Below are 16,808 nucleotides of genomic sequence, written 5' to 3' on the forward strand. Positions count from 1 at the left end.
AGCATTCGGGAGATGTTGGCCACCATTGCGATGCAGGGTGAAAAGAAGGAGTTGGACGTCAAGCTGGAGAAGCTATTATGAGGATAATTTGGAGCTTGCTGTGGTTGATTTACGCGCATCGTTGTTGTCCGACACCAATGTGCAGAAGGGCAATGAGCTCAAAACAGCAATAACCGATGCACAGACCAAATACGTAATGGGTGAGCTTGACGAGAAAGGTTGGAATGATGCAGTTGCAAAATGGAGAAAAGATGGCGGAGACAAAATCATCGAAGAGTTTACAGCCGATTACAAAGCAAATCACGCAAAATGAGGGGAAAGCGATTATCTTGCAGCGCGCAGACCCTTGGATTTATAAGCATGTAGACGGCTGGTATTATTTCACGGCGACAGAGCCGGATTATAATTATATCGAGCTGCGCCGCTCGCAGACGATTGCGGGGCTTGCTGATGCGGAGCCAGCTGCAATTTGGCACAAGCATGAAAGCGGCGAGATGAGCGAGAAAATTTGGGCCCCGGAAATTCATTTTATCAATGGCCGTTGGTACATTTATTTTGCTTCGGGGCGGACGGATGCAGGCTTTGCCCACCGCACCTATGTGCTTGAAAATGAAAGCGCTAATCCGCTGGAGGGCGCATGGACGGAGAAGGGCAAAATCATAATGAACTGGGAGTCCTTCAATCTGGATGCTACGACGTTTGAGCATAAGGGAGAGCGCTATCTGGTTTGGGCGCAAAATGATCCAGCGATCAAAGGAAATACAAACCTGTACATCGCGGCGATGGAAAACCCTTGGACGATTCGCGGGACTCAGATTATGATCGCAACCCCTGAATACGATTGGGAAAAAATCGGCTATTTGGTTAATGAGGGGCCCGCGATCATTAAACGGGGCGGCAGCATTTTCATCAGCTATTCTGCAAGCGCTACCGATTTTAATTATTGCGTCGGTTTGCTGACGGCATCTGAGGATAGCGATCTGCTCGATGCGGCTTCATGGACGAAATCGCCAATGCCGGTATTTAAGACTGATGGGGAACGCGGGCAGTATGGCCCGGGGCATAACGGCTTCACGGTAGCGGAGGATGGCGAGACGGATGTATTCGTGTACCATGCCCGCACCTATAAGGAGATTGAGGGCGACCCGCTAAATGATCCGAATCGTCATACATTCGTCAAGCAGCTGCATTGGTCGAAGGATGGCAGACCTGATTTTAATATCTGGAGTAAAGGTTAAATAAAAAAAGTGGCCCACATCTCTGTGGGCCTGTCCTAGTTATATGATCAACTGTGGGGTTGATAGTTATTATTATATAAACAAAACCTTAGTCGAACCTTAAAGAACTTTGTCTAACGATTGTCTAAAACGTGAATGATTGACGTCAAATGTGACAAAAGGCGCTATAAGGTTGAAAAAAAGCTCAAATTCAGCTGAAGCTCTTGCTTTATCTGGATTTTTTTGAAATATAATACTATTATCAGTTTCACCCTTATAATGGGCTTATATTTCACCCGCGAAACGGTAGCTTTGCCGCCAGGCGTTTTTCTTAGTTTTTCGCTTTTGTCGATTAATCCCTGGGCAACTGTCACAATTCAGCATCTTTTATTGTGATTTCAATCACAATCAAAAACGTATTCCTTGTTTATACTGGTGAAGATCAAGTTTGAAGGATACTTAGACCCGTGAGGAGAGTGCGATGATGCTGAGTGAGAAAACCATTGCCACAATTAAATCTACCGTTCCTGTATTGGAAGTCCACGGCACGACAATTACGAAGCGTTTCTATGAGACGATGTTTGCGGCTCATCCGGAGCTGCTTCATATTTTCAACCATGCCAATCAAAAACAAGGCAAGCAGCAAGCGGCGCTCGCAAATGCGGTTTACGCTGCCGCTCTTCATATTGATAATTTGGCTGCTATTTTGCCAGTTGTGAAGCAAATTGCCCATAAGCATAGAAGCTTGGGGATTTTGCCAGAGCATTATCCGATCGTCGGAAAATATTTGCTTGCTGCCATCAAGGATGTGCTGGGCGATGCGGCTACTGATGATATTTTGCAGGCGTGGGCAGAAGCATATGGTCTTATTGCCGATGCGTTTATAGGTGTGGAGAAAGAGATGTATAAGCAGGCGGAGCAGCAGCATGGCGGCTGGGAAGGGTTCCGGGCTTTTGTGGTCAATAAAAAGGTTCAGGAGAGCGACAACATTACATCCTTCTACCTCGTTCCGGAGGACGGCGGTGCGATTGCAAGCTTTAAAGCTGGGCAATATGTGAGTATGAAAAGGGAACTGCCGAATGATGCTTTTACCCATATTCGCCAATATAGTTTATCGGATTCGCCAAGCAAGCCTTATTACCGCATTTCGGTCAAACGCGAGGATGGGCAGGATGACCGGCCTGCTGGCAAAGTGTCTGTGTCTCTGCATGAGCATTTGCGCGAGGGAGATATCGTTCATTTGTCAGCACCGGCGGGCGATTTTACCGTTGATTTGGAGGATACGCGGCCTGTCGTGCTCATTAGCGGCGGCGTTGGGCTGACACCGATGATGAGTATGCTGCATGCTGTATTGGAAGCCAGTCCAGAGCGCCCGGTTACCTTTATCCATGCGACCACGAATGGTGACACGCATGCGATGAAGGAGCAGGTATCGGCGCTTGCCGGCCGTCATCCGCAGCTGTCCGTCTTCTATTGTTATACGCAGCCGACGGCGCATGACAAGGCGCTTAAAGATTACCACAAGGAAGGTCTGATCAATTTCCCATGGCTGCGTACAGTTATTCCGACGACGGATGCCAGCTTCTATTTTTGCGGACCGCAGCCGTTTATGAAAATGATCAATCGCGCTTTGCGGGTGTTTGAAGTTCAGGCTTCCGATATTCATTTTGAGTTTTTTGGCCCGGCAGAAAGCTTGAACGACGGGCAGGGAGAGCAGCAGGAAACAGCCGATACCGTTTAATTAGACGGATGCTTCTTTCAGTGCGCTCTCGGCGGCCTTTGCCCGCAGAAGACGATTGACCGTTTCGCGGCGCAGCCCGATCAGCTGACCAATTTCATCCTGCGTCAATACATCGCAAAGGGTAGCCGGTGAAATATGCTGATCGAACCACTGCTCCAGCTTGCGGAGCTTATCAATTGGAGCGGCCTGTGTCAATTGATCGATGCGCTGCTGCATCATGCGCAGCTTGTTTTGCAGCAGCAGCGCAATATCGCGGCATTTTTCCGGCTCGCTCTCCAGCGCTTGGTACCACTCCTGCGATGGCAGCACCTCAATATCGCAGGTAACCAGCGCTACAGCTGTCCCGTGATACGCCTGCTGAGTGATGAGAGAATGATGGGGAATCGTTTCGCCAGCGGTAATAATATTCATTAGAATCGGACTGCCATCCTCATGCAGGCGAATAATTTTGAGCATGCCGCTTTTAATATGGTAGAGGGGCCCAAGTTCTCCTTGGCGGAATAGCGTTTCTCCTTTATGAAGCAGCATAAAGAGCAACTTCCTTTCCATACTGTATTTCTTATATGTAAATTATAGCGGCTTTTTATAGACGGGATCAATCAGTGCCAGGCTGATTGGTCTTTTTTTGCAATTTGGACATTCCTAAGCTATTCTTTAGTGACCTATCTCACAGTGGTTCGGTGCATTATACTGGTACATTCAAATAAACGAGAACAGCTTTTGAAAGGACGGGTTTCTAATGAACATACACAAGGAAACAAACGATAGCAAACTTCAGAGAAAAGCGGTAACGCTAGGCGACGCGCAGCAGGCTTTGCTGGAACGGGTTCATCAATCGGGTACGGTTAAAATAGCACTGGCCGATGCAGCAGGCTATTGCTTGGCCGAGAATATTCGCGCGCGCGAAGCAATTCCGCATTTTCGCCGTTCCGGCATGGATGGTTACGCGATTCGAACGGCTGATTTGCAGCAGCTTCCTGTTATGCTGGAAGTCATAGAACAGCTGCCATGCGGCATTGTGCCGACAAAAACGGTTACATCCGGTACAGCATCGCGGATTATGACAGGCGGGATGGTGCCAGATGGTGCCGATGCCGTCATCATGCTGGAAATGACCGAGGAGGCCACAGAAGCCGGCCGGCCTTATGTCAAGCTGCGCAAAGCGGTGCCGATCGGCGCGAATATTTCGCCAATCGGCGAGGAAGCGCGCGCTCAGGAGCTGCTGCTGGAGGCGGGCGAGACGATTGGACCGGGGCAGATGGCGCTGCTGAGCGCACTTGGCTGCGCGGAGGTTCGCGTGCACCGCAAGCCGCTCGTTGCCATCGTTTCAACAGGGAGCGAACTGTTGTCCATTGATGATCCGCTGGAAGGCGCCAAAATCAGAAACAGCAACATTTATATGCTGGCGGCCCAAGTGCGCGCATGCGGCGCTGAACCGCTTTTTGTGGAGCATATTGCTGATGATTATACAAACGCTGAAAACATGCTGTACAAGCTGCTCGCAAGCGATGTGGATATGGTTATTGCAACTGGAGGCGTGTCTGTCGGAGATTATGATATTATCGCTGATTTTTTCCTGCAGTGGGAAGGGGAAACGCTGTTTAATAAAATTGCGATGCGCCCAGGCAGCCCAACGAGCGCTGGCGTATGGAATAACAAACTTTTCTTTGGATTGTCCGGCAATCCGGCAGCATGCTTTATCGGCTGTGAATTATTGGTGCGTCCCGTTTTGCTCGCGATGCAGGGGGAGCACAAGGCGGCAGATGTTCAAGCACATGATGCTTTTCTTGCAGCCGATTATAACAAGGTAAATGCTTATCCCCGTTTTGTGCGGGGCATTCGTTATTTCAACAACGGACTGGTGTACGTGAAGCAGGAGGGCGTGGATATGTCGAGCGCGCTGGTTACGTTAAAGGATGCAAACTGCCTGATAGTCATTCCGCCTACGAAGACAGGCATCAAGGCGGGGACGCTTGTTACGGTCATTCCTCTTGCTGCTGCTAAGTTGTAAGGCAGGGGGAAACCTGCTATGAAAAAGCTCCCTTTCCCCCTTCCAGCGCTATCAATCGAAAGGGGAAAGGGAGGCTGTAATCGGCACAAGGCGTGGTTTGCCGAGCAGGTATACACACGGTTATTATTTTTGCAAAGTCTGCAAAGCTTCTAAGCCTACATAGCCTTTATAGCTCTAATTAACGTTTCTAACGCGCCTATCTTCTAAATCAAGAGTCTGCTGCAGAGACGGCAGCGGCTGTGCTAACGCTGTTAACAGCCTCTTCCTTCATGCGTTTGCGCGTATTCCAGTCAAAACGCCGCGCATTGCTCCAAAAATTATATTCTCCTGTATAGTAGCCCTGCTCATCTACCTCCAGCTTTTTGCGGGCAATCATTTTGACATAACCAATGACGCGGCTGAAGGTGGCGATATCGTCGCTGCCGCAAACGGGACAGGTGTGGATGTTTTTTCCGTCCTCGGCGACGATTTGCTGGCTGCAAGCGAGACAGCTAGTCAGAGTCGGAGTAAGCGTAATATATTGAATAGGCTTCTCAAAAATTTTCCTTAAATAATCGGCCAGCCTCTCCGGAGCCAGCTTCGTTTCAAGGAAATGGTGCAAAATGCTGCCGGAGGTCGCATAAGCCTGGAATTCGGCGCTGTTCTCCACCTGGCGCAGAAAGTCATCCTCGCTGAACGGCAGCATGCAGCCTGAGGTCAAATAAACGTTTTCCCCAGTGCCCTGTACAAAAATAGTGCGGTCATGGTTTTTCGCCCATTTGACATCATGGCGGGCCAGCTTGATGGCAGCATTTTCACCCGGTGCATATTCGATGCCGCAGGCGACCTGATCGCGGACGATAAAAGTATTGATCGTTTCTGTCATAAACTGCATAATCCGGTGGGCGAGCTGCTTGCCTGCCTCATTGTTCATCCCGCCCTCATAGCCGATATTGATTAGCCCCTCATGCATCCCGGTAACGGCGAACACATTGAAATAATTGGACAAGTCACGGTTTAAAGCGAAAAAGGTCGGATACAGCTCTTTGTTTTGCTCAATCCACTGCCGCTTGGCCATATGGCCTTCCTGCATAATGTTCAGCAGCTCGCCCATTTTCGCAAGCAGCGTATCTTCATTTCCGCCGTATTCCATCAGGACGCGGTTCATGTTTAGATTAAGAACTTGTACGGCACCGGTAGAGCCAGTGGAGCTGCCAAAAATCCCGCTTCCGAGACGTGACAATACCGTTAAATCAATTTGCAGTCGGCAGCATAGGCTGCGGCTGACCTCTGGATCACGCGGCTTAATATAAGGGTTCAGACGGCGATAATGCTCGCTTTCGAACGGCTTGCTGCGGAAGTTTTCGAAATAAACGCCGCCCCATTGGTACATGCCGTCCAGCAGCTCCAGAAACAACGGGTTGCTGTAGTCAAAATGATCGTCAATCGGCACTGTCAAGAGCGGAAAGGTGAACGGGATGCCACTGCCTGTACCCTGCTTCATCACCGCAATCACCGCCTCATTAATCCGGTCAAAGTAGGCGGATGGAATTTCCTTGTAGCGCATGTCCAGCGGCGAGCCGCCAATGACTACAAAATCATCCTTGATTTCATCAGAAGGCTTGCCAAATTCCAGCGTTATATTGGTGAAGGCAGATTGCGAGCCGCCGCGCAGCGGCATGTTCATTTCCCAGATCAAGCTTTGGAACAGCTGCTGAAGCTCCTCTGCCTTAAAGATGTGCCCCTTGACCGTCTCCTCATAATAGAGATAGGAGGCAGACACTGTCGTCATCTGCGAGAGCATGACGGCGCCGGACACCTGCTGCGACATCAGGACGACGAGATTGCTGAAATGACGCAGCAGCGTTTCCAGCTTTTTCGTCGGGTGCGAGGACATCATATTTTTTGCCAGTGTAGGGATGCCGCTTGTTGCAATATCTTTGCAGCCTACACTTAGGCAATAAGGGCTAAGCTGCTTGTCGTGAATGTACACAACTCCGTCCCAATATAGCTCGGTAAGAGCAGGCGGCAAAATATGCTTCAGCAAGTACTCCTCCTCGGCAAAATTGTTCAGATTATGGCGCAGCAGCGGCAGCGAGTAGACGAAGTTGCTGTTCTCTCTTTTCAAATAGTCGGCTTGCTTCGTTTCGGACCCGGAAGTAAACGTGCGGATAATATCGGTAGATTGGCTAAACATCATCGGCCTCCGTTCTATTTTTGCGGTGGATGGTAGGGATTCAGGGAATAAGGTACAATACTGTCATACTTGTCTTTCAAATGCTCAACATAGGAGGCAATCTGGACGAAAAACTCCTCGCTCAGCAGCGGGTAACGAACGGTCCTTACTTGGCTCAGCCTGCTGTTGTGGCGAATGACGAGATCGACGGAGTCGAGGATGTCCTGACAGAAGCGGACGGAAGGCTGGGCGCCGATAATCGCCTCGAACACCTCGGCATCCTCCGCAGGGTCCAACAGGTGAAAGGGCAGCTTCATATCGATATGAACGCCGTCGATCAGCGCCAGTTCCAGCAGACGCTTCAGTTTGCCTGGGAACGTGCCATTAGTCATAATAATGATTTTCCCTCTGAAAATAAGGCGTACACGCCGCAGGAAGCTTTCCAGCTCCGCCGCGCTGCCGATTAAAAATTCGCCCCCGCTGAACAGCACGGCGTCGAACAGCCCGTCGCTGCCGCTCAGCCGATCAAGCGTCTCCTCTGCGGTTAATAACAAGTGCGGAATCGGCTTCTGCGCGATTAATTCCGCATCATTATGGCAGCCGTAGCAGCGCATATTACAGCCGTTCCAGGCGTGGATCAGCAGGGAGAGATGCCCGGGCAAATCTGTAAAGGTACGGATGAACCGGGGGTAGAAGGTCAGCATCATATTCTCCTTCCCACTGGAATAACTACATTTAGTTTCAGGAGTTAATAGTAATACAACATATGGTAGTCGTGAAGTGATAGGGATCACAGCAGCGTGAGAAAAAGAAGGAGAGGGACCATTGCCAACTTCCATTATTCAAATTGTCGGCTTTAAAAATACCGGGAAAACGACGCTGACCGCAGCGCTGGTCAAGCGGCTTGCCGAAGCCGGCTGCCGCGTCGGCACGGTTAAGCATGACGGACATGATTTTGACATTGATCATCCGGGTACCGATACATGGCAGCATCGCGAGGCGGGTGCGCATAAAATCGCCATCACCTCGCCGCATCGCACGGCAATTATGGAGCAAAGGCCAACGCCGCTGAATGAGCTGCTTCAGCAGTTCCGTGAAATGGACTGGGTCATTGTCGAAGGCTTTAAACAAGAGCGCTATCCAAAAATTGTCTTGATCCGCAAGGAGGAGGATGAGGCGCTCGTTATGCAATTAGAGCAGGTCGTTGCGGTTGCATCATGGTATCCGGTGAGTTTCGATGGGCTTCCGGTATTCACTGTTGAGGACAGCGCGGGTATGGCAGCTTGGATACGGGAGGAACGCGGCAAGGGAGCATTCGTGCTGGAGGAACCGACGTAAGCGTATAAGCGGGGAAAGGTAAATTAAAGCAAATGCCCGCTAGAGTTCGTATCGCTCCGTGAGACGCTCGTGGTGCTACGAACAATGGACAACAGCACGAATAGGCAAGCCGCGATGAGAGTCATCAGCAGCTTGCCTATTTATTTAAATATAAGAAAGTATAAGTTTTTGCCATACTGTGCTTCTATTTCTCGGACTGAAACGCGCGGCGCCGCCAGAGGACGGCGACAGCCGTTTACGCTTGAAATATAAGCATTTATAAGTATCACCCTTATAATGGGCTTATATTTCATCGCGAAACGGTAGCTTTGCCGCCAAAGGACGGCGACAGCCGTTTACGCTTGCGCCTAGCAATAGCCTAAAAATTCCTTCGCCTCTTCTGACATCATGGCAGGCTGCCATGCAGGCTCCCAGACGACATTAACGTCGACGGAGGTGAAGCCCAGCTCCCCCAGCAGCACATGCCGGACGCCGCCAGCGATCATATCATGCATCGGGCAGCCTGGCGTTGTCAGCGTCATTTCCACTGTAATATGCTCATCTTTCCAATTCAGGTCGTATACGAGGCCAAGATCGACAATATTAACGCCCAGCTCGGGATCATGCACCTTGCGCAGCAATTCCCATATTTGCTCCTTCGTACGTTCTTCCATTCTGCTCCTCTCCTCTCCAAAGTGCCGTTCATTACCGTGTAAAAACCAAGGCGATTAATGAAATGTAACCGAGTGAAAATAAAGAAAAGCCAAGCCCGCCTACAAGCGCTAGAAACGGCAGGCCAAGCAGCAGCCCCGCAAACAGCAGCAGCAGGGAAAAAGCGATGCCGGTAAGCCCAAGATTGACGCCGTTATCACCCAGCAAAGCAGCCATGGTAGGTATGCCTGTTTTGCCGACCTGCGGGCCGTATTTTTGCGTCCACCATAGAAAGGGGACGATTTTGGACAAGTAGCATAAAATCATAAAAGCGACCCAGCCGCCTAAATAAATCCAGCCCGCAGCTGTTGCCAGCGCAGCAGACTCGAACGCCTGTGGATAAAACGCCGTATAGATGAGCGCACCGATGGCAAACAGAGCGATAGCTCGGCAGCTGTTCACCGACCATACGATGCCTGCACCCGGATGGCGCTTGTGCCTATGCTTGCGAATTTGCGCAAGGTGAACATTGTATGCAAGCAGCGCAAGCACGAGAAAGAGCAGCGCAGTCCATTTTGCCCAGAAGCCCCAGCCAAACAGGAAGGAGGCAGCACCCATCAGCACGCCAGCATTCCATAAGCCGAGCGTGACATAGGACAGGCGGGCGGGAAAGCTGTGCGCCAAATAAAACATCGGCAGCATTTTATAGCTGAAGCCGGTAATGAGCAGCCCGAACCAGCCTAAGGTGCCGAGCCAAATATGGGCGCCGAACAAACGTTCATGCAGTCCGCTCCAGGCGTTTAGGGCGAAGTTCAGTCCCATGCCCATGCCGGACAGCCCCGTCAGCGTCAAATACAAAACGGCGCAAGCAGTGCTGAGCGTAATGGCATTCCACTGTGCGGCGCGCCATAGGGTATAGGTGACATTAAAGGCGAACAGCAGCAGACCGATTAGAGCGAGTACCGCAAAGCCGGCAATCCAGGCAACCTCGCCTTTAATGAACCCGTAAAGCAGTCCGCATACCCCGGCGGTGAAGCAGCCGTAATGGACGTAAGCGAGCCGTTCGCTATAAATTTTTGATTGTAAAATAACATGAATGAGCTGATACACGGCGCCCATGGCAATCATCGTTGCCCAGCCAAGGATGATGAGATGGATGTTGAACCATCCTGTGGGCCCGCGAACAGGATCTAGGGTCCAGTCGGCAAGCGACAGCAGGGAGGTGAGGTGGAACAAGGTGAACCCGGCGATGCCTGTTGCGATAAAGAGAAAAGGGAGACGCAACATAAGCTGAGGCCTCCTAGCTTTTTTGAATGAAAACTTGTGCAGAGCCATCTTCCTGCTCTTCAATTGTAAAGGCATATCCAAGCGAGTTTAGTTCCTCAATGAGGAAGACGGGAACTCTATCATTATGAATGATGACTTCATCGCAGGTGCCCAGCTTCTCCAGCGCATTCAAGGTGCGAATCATCGGCTGAGGCGGCTCCAGTCCGCGGTTGTCCAGCCGAATGATTTTTTTGCCGGAATGCTCTGAAGAAGCTGGGGAGGCTGCCTCTTCCCGTACAGCCTCCTCCATCGCCGCATCGGGCTCTGCGTCCCATGCCTGCAGGAAGCTTTTATTTTTCTTGTTGACGAAAGTGACGCTCCAGTGCTCAGGGCCTACCTGCTGAACTTTATTAGCGTAGCCTTTTACCTTCATCAAACCAAGCAGCGGGGTAGGCTTGAAGGTAGCATGGAGCACAAGCACATCATGAGTTTCCAGCTCCTTCACCTGATCCATAATAAGCTGGAAGGGCTCCAGCTTTTGGCGTAAATAAGGCCTAACATCAAGCTCCACAATTCGGGTTTGCTTAGCTAGCATGGCTGCTCTCCTCCTCCAGTCGTTAAAGGTAAAGCCTCGCTTCCTCGTAAAGTCCTGTCATACCTCCATACAAAGCATAGAAAAAGGAATCCGGCGCATCGAGTGAAAAGGAAGTGTACTGCTTGGGATCCGTATCCAGCATCCGCTCGAAAAGCGCGGCGCTGTCGTAAGCATAGAAGCAAAAATACGTATAGTTGAACTGCGGCATTTTTTCCACCATGGTGACGATGTCAAACGCATATTCCGTAATATGGGTCTGGGCATCGCGGATCATGGTCAGCGCATCCTCCAGCTGGACCGCAATTTTAATCGTTTTTTCATTGACGATAGTCACTTCGGCCATGTGCTTGCCTCCTTATCGAAGCTATTCTACGAAGCTTTTGCTGTTACAGCGCAAGCTTCCCGATTTTGACGCGAAATAGTTCAGGACCCTGCTCGATATATTCCCAATCAAACTGGTTCTTGTACATCGATTCGAATTGGAAGCGGAGCGGCACGGGATCATGATCGTTAATGAGCAGCATCGCTTCGGAAGGCTTTAGCTCCTGAAACGTTTGAAAAATAACTTTGTGCTTTAATTGCGGCGGATATTCCGTAGCGTTGACAGTTGCAGTGAAAGCTTGCATAAAACATTCCTCCTCGAAAAGATTGGTTTTGGCTATGTCTAAAGCATAATCGAAAGCGGGAGGCGGCTTTGTGACGAGCATCACATTGTGTGAAGCAGGGGCGTTTTTTTGTGAAAAAGTGCGTGAAGGGCGGAGATGCTGCAGGTGATGGCTGTCACAGCCATCCTGCCTGGTTTGCTGTAGACTCGCCTTATACAAATAAAAAAGGCCGCGCTAATTGCACGCGGCCAAGCCGGAGGGGAATATGGATTCTCAAATGGAGCATCAAATCAAGCAGCAGGTGGACATTCGGGTGCTGCCAATGGGCAGCGATCTAGTCTTTCTCATCACCGGGGGAGCCGCCCATATCGGAGCGTCAGCTACCGCATATTGGACAGCATGGGGCGCTCATTTAGCTGCACCCAAATGCGAAACGATTACACTGCCAGGGCATCGGGAAGGAGAGCTGGCAGCGGAACTGGCGATGCTGGCGGCAAGCACTCTCGGCGTAACCGCTACAGTGGTCGTGGGCATTCATCTGGAGCAGCCGACTCGCAGCGAGATTACGAATATCGTCAATCGAACGAGAGAGGGCATGAAGCAGAAAATTGCGCTTCTGCGCTAATGCTTCATCGCTGGCTCATGCGTATCCTTGCCATCTTTTGTTACGCGTAAAATCGCGGTAGCTCCCTTAGCGGCATCATTAAACTGATGAGTCACAATCGGATAGTCGCCTTCCTCAGTTACAGTCACCTCGACAACAGCACCACCGCTTGCCGGAAGCAAATAGGTTTGCAGGCCGTACAGCACATTTCGCGGATTGCCGTCGATATAAACCCGGTCCAGCAGGGTGCCTACAATATGAAACGAGCTGACCTCGTTGGGACCGGCGTTATTGACATAAAACCGCACCTTATCTCCGACTTTGGCAAGGAAAGGCTGTTCTTTAAGTCCAAAGTCATTGCCATTAAATACGACATAGGTGGGCTCATCATTTAAAAAGGCTTGATAGTCATGCTCCTTATACCACTCGCTTTGCACAATCGTATATTCCCGGTCAATGTCTGCATCGCTGGGATAACCATCCGCAGGCGCCACAATAATCATGCCGTACATGCCGTTGGCGATATGGGCGAGCGCTGGGCTTGTCCCGCAATGATACATAAACACGCCTGGCGACTCCGCTTTATAACTGAAATGGCCCGCTTCATTCGGCATCACATCGATGAATTTTTTGCTTGGCGCAGCATGAACGGCGTGAAAATCCATCGAATGGGGCACATTCGGGTCCATATTTTTTAGCGTAAAATCAATCGTGTCACCTTCGTTCACGCGCAGCACCGGGCCGGGTACCGTCCCATTGAACGTCCATGCATTGTAATAGACGCCTTTGGAAATTTCCACGTCGGTTACCTGAGCGGTCATTTCAATCGTCACTGTGCTTCCCTTCCGGTGAATACTCGGTGCTATAGGTGGTTGATTCAACGTTTCCGCCGCTTCCGCGATTGCCGCCGCATCATTTTCCTCCGCAGGGATGTACGCGCAGAAAACAGCGATTGCTCCCAGAATTGCGATCACAATAATCATATGCCTCACATTCAGCATGGTCATCCTTCCTTTCAATCCAGTAGATGCCTAAAGTGCTCCGGTATACCTCAACAATAAAGCAAGGTGCCGCGTGCGAATGTGACGGGACGCACAGTTGTGCTCCAGAATGTTTTCTAAAATAAGGACAGTTTCTAATTTGCTAAGGAAAGGAGGGAGAAGCATGAGCACGAAATTAACCAAGCAGGAGCGCGATTATAAGGTTAATCCATTTATCGTCATTTGGGAGGTGACCCGCGCCTGTGCGCTCAAATGCCTGCATTGCCGAGCGGAGGCGCAGTACAAGGCAGATCCCCGTCAGCTAACACTTGCTGAAGGCAAGCGGCTGATTGATGAGATCGCGGCGATGGAACGGCCGTTATTTGTTTTTACAGGCGGTGATCCGCTAATGCGGCAGGACTTGTTCGAGCTTGCGAAGTATGCGTCCGAGGAGCAGGGACTGCCGGTTTCGATGACACCTAGCGCTACGCCTAAGGTTACGTATGAGGCGATTTGCAAGGCGAAGGAGGCGGGATTGTCGCGCTGGGCGTTCAGTCTGGATGGCTCGACAGCGGCGATTCATGATCATTTTCGCGGAACGAGGGGCTCATTTGACCAGACGATGAAAGGAATCGCGTATTTGCAGGAGCAGCAAATTCCACTGCAGGTGAACACGACCGTGTCGCGCTACAATGTTGGTGATTTGCCTGCAATCGCCGAGAAGGTGAAGGAAATGGGCGCCGTCCTGTGGAGCGTGTTTTTTCTCGTACCGACGGGACGCGGAATGGAGGCAGACATGATTTCGCCGGAGCAGCATGAGGCTGTGATGATGTGGCTGTGCCAGACTCAGCGAATGATGCCTTACGGGGTGAAAGCGACGGAGGCACCGCATTATCGCAGAGTTTTTTTGCAACAGCAAAAGCAGCAAAAACAGGACCAGCTGGAACAGCGAAAGCACGCCGGTGAGGAAGTGGAGGAACATGACACAAGCGCAAGCGGTAGTCGAAGCGGAAGCGCAGGTGCGGGCGGGGGCATGGGCAAACATGCCGACATGCTGGGACGTGCTCCCAAAGGCGTTAATGATGGGGACGGCTTTGTTTTTATTAGCCATACGGGGGATGTTTATCCGAGCGGTTTTCTGCCAATCGTATGCGGCAACGTACGCGAGCGGCCGCTCGCGGAAATTTACCGGCATTCGCCCATTATGAAGCAGCTGAGGGATAAATCGCTTTTAAAGGGTAAATGTGGAATCTGCCCCTTCAAGCAAATATGCGGCGGCTCAAGGGCGAGGGCCTATGCCCTCACCGGCGATTATTTGGAGAGTGATCCTTATTGTGCTTATATACCGAGTTAAAATAAATAGGTAAAGGCGGGGAGTTCATGCCTTATAAAAAGCTATGGGCGGCATTGGCGCTCGTATTTGTTTTATCCTTTGGCGTATTGCTCTATTATGGCGGAGAGATTATTCAGGAGAAGCCGCCGATTCCGGAGCGGGTGGTCACGGAGCAGGGAGATGCGATTTTTACAAAAGCCGATATTATGGAGGGCCAGCAGGTCTGGCAGCGAATGGGCGGTCAGGAGCTGGGCAGCATCTGGGGCCATGGCTCCTATGTAGCGCCGGATTGGACGGCCGACTATTTGCATCGGCAGCTTGTGTTTATGAATGATTATAACGCGCAGCAAAAATACCAGCTGCCTTATGACCACCTGACAGAGGAGCAGCAGGCTGAGCTTAAAGCCACGCTCAAGCGTGAAATCCGCACGAATACGTATGATCCGGAGACGGGTGACATTGTGATTACTTCATTGCGGGCGTTGACGGCTTCTGAACTGGGCGACTATTATTCAGGTGTATTCGGAGATGCACCTGAATGGGCCGCGTATCGCGAGCAAATCGCTCTGCCAGCCAATACGGTAGGCTCACTGGACGATCGCGAGAAGCTGAATGCCTTTTTCTGGTGGGCGACTTGGTCAACCTCGACGAATCGGTTAGGCTCAGACATTACGTATACGAATAACTGGCCGGGCGAGCCGCTCATTGATAATGAACCGACCAGCGCGTCGCTGCTTTGGTCCATTGTGAGCGTGGTTTTGCTGCTTGCCGGAGTAGGGGCGCTTGCTTGGTATTACGCCGTACAGCGGAGCAAGGAGCAGGATGAGAGCGGGCATATACCGGAGAAAGATCCGCTCCTGCAAGTGAAATCGACGCCTTCCATGCGGGCGACGATGAAATATTTCTGGATAGTGACGACGCTGATCGCCGTCCAGGCAGGTCTCGGCGCGATTACCGCCCATTATGCGGTGGAGGGGAATGGCTTTTACGGCATCCCGATCGCGGAATGGTTTCCTTATAGCGTCACGCGCACCTGGCATCAGCAGCTCGCGGTATTTTGGATTGCGACCGCATGGCTCGCAACCGGCCTATATATCGGACCAGCGATTTCTGGGCATGAGCCCAAATTCCAGCGTTTAGGGGTGAACGTGCTGTTTTGCTGCCTGCTGCTGATCGTTGCCGGTTCAATGGCGGGCGAATGGCTTGCGGTCAAAGGCTATATTACAAGCGCGACGCATAATTTTTATTTTGGACATCAGGGCTATGAATATGTCGATTTGGGCCGGGCATGGCAAGTTTTTCTGACGGCCGGCTTATTTATTTGGTTTTTCCTCATGGCGCGGGCAATCTGGCCGGCTCTGAAGAAGAAGGGGGAAAGCCGCCATCTGCTGACGCTGTTTCTAATCGCTTCGGTTGCGATTCCGACGTTTTACATTCCGGGCTTAATGTGGGGGCCTCAGGCGCACTTGACCATTGTGACCTACTGGCGCTGGTGGGTCGTTCATTTATGGGTGGAGGGCTTTTTCGAGGTGTTCGCTGCGGTCGTTATCGCATTTCTGTTTTCTCGCATGGGGCTTATACGCACGGCAACCGCGACGGCAACGGTGCTGTTCTCGACCGTTATTTTTCTCGCGGGCGGCATTATTGGCACGTTTCATCATTTATATTTTGCCGGGACGCCGATTGGAGTGCTCGCTTTCGGCGCATCGTTCAGTGCGCTAGAGGTTGTGCCGCTGCTATTGATTGGGTTTGAGGCTTATGAAAATTTGCGTCATGGCCGGGCAAAACCGTGGGTAAAGCGCTATAAATGGCCGATCTTTTTCTTCGTCGCCGTATCATTCTGGAATTTGGTCGGAGCGGGTCTCTTTGGCTTCCTTATCAATCCGCCCATTGCGCTATATTATATGCAGGGGCTTAATACGACGGCGCTTCATGCACATACCGCTCTGTTCGGCGTTTATGGCATGCTTGGAATCGGGCTTATGCTGTTCTGTATGCGCGGGCTCACCGGAGAGAAGGAATGGCGGACGAAGCTGCTGAGGTTTTCCTTCTGGTCGTTTAATATCGGCTTGATGATGATGGGTCTGGCAAGCCTGCTGCCCGTAGGAATACTCCAAACGCTGGCGAGCATGGAGCATGGGATGTGGTATGCGCGCTCTGCCGAATTCCTTCATACCCGCACGATGCAAAATCTCGTCTGGCTGAGGGCTGTCGGCGATACGATTTTTGCGCTTGGTGTAGTAGGCATTGTTATTTTTGTCATCGGTTTGGCGACGGGCCGATCCTATAAGTCGGACGTAAGCTAGACTTTCGCTAATGCTGGAAAGTGGAAT

Annotated in this window: 17 protein-coding genes; 8 read left to right on the top strand and 9 right to left on the bottom strand. The window is 51.1% G+C overall.

Going from position 1 to position 16,808, the window contains the following annotated elements; all coding sequences use genetic code 11:
* The first annotated feature begins 37 nt into the window (after positions 1-37).
* From AC50X8_RS16120 to hmpA, 3 genes are all read left to right on the top strand, one after another.
* Complete coding sequence (locus AC50X8_RS16120) at positions 38-313, top strand: hypothetical protein (RefSeq protein ID WP_494880343.1); 276 nt, start codon at positions 38-40, stop codon at positions 311-313.
* Entirely contained in the window at positions 252-1,238 is a 987-nt protein-coding gene (locus AC50X8_RS16125) for a glycoside hydrolase family 43 protein (RefSeq protein WP_494880345.1), read from the top strand. The genes AC50X8_RS16120 and AC50X8_RS16125 overlap by 62 nt, the downstream gene beginning before the upstream one ends.
* Before the next feature lie 463 nt (positions 1,239-1,701).
* Positions 1,702-2,958 (top strand): NO-inducible flavohemoprotein, encoded by a 1,257-nt coding sequence (gene hmpA / locus AC50X8_RS16130; RefSeq protein ID WP_494880348.1) that lies wholly within the window; start codon positions 1,702-1,704, stop codon positions 2,956-2,958.
* Here hmpA and AC50X8_RS16135 read toward each other — a convergent pair whose 3' ends face one another.
* The gene (locus AC50X8_RS16135; protein ID WP_056028560.1) at positions 2,959-3,486 is read right to left on the bottom strand and encodes a Crp/Fnr family transcriptional regulator; all 528 of its coding nucleotides are present in this window, start codon (positions 3,484-3,486) and stop codon (positions 2,959-2,961) included. It lies immediately after the preceding gene.
* A gap of 211 nt (positions 3,487-3,697) precedes the next feature.
* Between AC50X8_RS16135 and AC50X8_RS16140 the strand changes: the two genes are divergently transcribed.
* Complete coding sequence (locus tag AC50X8_RS16140) at positions 3,698-4,969, top strand: molybdopterin molybdotransferase MoeA (protein WP_494880350.1); 1,272 nt, start codon at positions 3,698-3,700, stop codon at positions 4,967-4,969.
* Between the two features lie 208 nt (positions 4,970-5,177).
* Here AC50X8_RS16140 and nrdD read toward each other — a convergent pair whose 3' ends face one another.
* A complete protein-coding gene (gene nrdD / locus AC50X8_RS16145) occupies positions 5,178-7,145 on the bottom strand; it encodes an anaerobic ribonucleoside-triphosphate reductase (protein ID WP_494880352.1) in 1,968 nt (655 codons plus the stop codon).
* Between the two features lie 14 nt (positions 7,146-7,159).
* Complete coding sequence (locus AC50X8_RS16150) at positions 7,160-7,828, bottom strand: radical SAM protein (RefSeq protein WP_056028551.1); 669 nt, start codon at positions 7,826-7,828, stop codon at positions 7,160-7,162.
* A gap of 121 nt (positions 7,829-7,949) precedes the next feature.
* On the opposite strand from AC50X8_RS16150, the gene mobB reads away from it, so the two are divergent.
* Positions 7,950-8,462, top strand: coding sequence for a molybdopterin-guanine dinucleotide biosynthesis protein B (gene mobB / locus AC50X8_RS16155; protein WP_494880354.1), 513 nt, complete (start codon positions 7,950-7,952; stop codon positions 8,460-8,462).
* Positions 8,463-8,809: 347 nt separating this feature from the next.
* Here mobB and AC50X8_RS16160 read toward each other — a convergent pair whose 3' ends face one another.
* The 5 genes from AC50X8_RS16160 to AC50X8_RS16180 are packed head-to-tail and all read right to left on the bottom strand — an operon-like array spanning position 8,810 to position 11,579.
* Positions 8,810-9,115, bottom strand: coding sequence for a metal-sulfur cluster assembly factor (locus AC50X8_RS16160; protein WP_494864448.1), 306 nt, complete (start codon positions 9,113-9,115; stop codon positions 8,810-8,812).
* Positions 9,116-9,146: 31 nt separating this feature from the next.
* A complete protein-coding gene (locus AC50X8_RS16165; protein WP_056028543.1) occupies positions 9,147-10,379 on the bottom strand; it encodes a hypothetical protein in 1,233 nt (410 codons plus the stop codon).
* Positions 10,380-10,392: 13 nt separating this feature from the next.
* Complete coding sequence (locus tag AC50X8_RS16170; RefSeq protein WP_494880356.1) at positions 10,393-10,953, bottom strand: DUF2249 domain-containing protein; 561 nt, start codon at positions 10,951-10,953, stop codon at positions 10,393-10,395.
* A 22-nt stretch (positions 10,954-10,975) separates the two neighbouring features.
* Positions 10,976-11,296, bottom strand: coding sequence for a hypothetical protein (locus AC50X8_RS16175; RefSeq protein WP_046233434.1), 321 nt, complete (start codon positions 11,294-11,296; stop codon positions 10,976-10,978).
* Positions 11,297-11,339: 43 nt separating this feature from the next.
* Positions 11,340-11,579: a DUF2249 domain-containing protein gene (locus AC50X8_RS16180; protein WP_056028537.1), complete on the bottom strand. Its 240-nt coding sequence runs from the start codon at positions 11,577-11,579 to the stop codon at positions 11,340-11,342.
* 244 nt (positions 11,580-11,823) lie between these two features.
* On the opposite strand from AC50X8_RS16180, the gene lpdD reads away from it, so the two are divergent.
* Positions 11,824-12,183 (top strand): prenylated flavin chaperone LpdD, encoded by a 360-nt coding sequence (gene lpdD, locus AC50X8_RS16185; protein WP_056028534.1) that lies wholly within the window; start codon positions 11,824-11,826, stop codon positions 12,181-12,183.
* On the opposite strand, the gene AC50X8_RS16190 is transcribed toward lpdD, so the two are convergent.
* Positions 12,180-13,145, bottom strand: coding sequence for a multicopper oxidase domain-containing protein (locus AC50X8_RS16190; RefSeq protein WP_442952508.1), 966 nt, complete (start codon positions 13,143-13,145; stop codon positions 12,180-12,182). The two genes, lpdD and AC50X8_RS16190, sit on opposite strands and share 4 nt — an antisense overlap.
* A gap of 181 nt (positions 13,146-13,326) precedes the next feature.
* On the opposite strand from AC50X8_RS16190, the gene AC50X8_RS16195 reads away from it, so the two are divergent.
* The gene (locus AC50X8_RS16195; RefSeq protein ID WP_494880358.1) at positions 13,327-14,496 is read left to right on the top strand and encodes a TIGR04053 family radical SAM/SPASM domain-containing protein; all 1,170 of its coding nucleotides are present in this window, start codon (positions 13,327-13,329) and stop codon (positions 14,494-14,496) included.
* 26 nt (positions 14,497-14,522) lie between these two features.
* A complete protein-coding gene (locus AC50X8_RS16200) occupies positions 14,523-16,781 on the top strand; it encodes a nitric-oxide reductase large subunit (RefSeq protein WP_056028525.1) in 2,259 nt (752 codons plus the stop codon).
* Positions 16,782-16,808 lie beyond the last annotated feature (27 nt).

Source organism: Paenibacillus sp. JT22N15 (genome assembly GCF_059383755.1).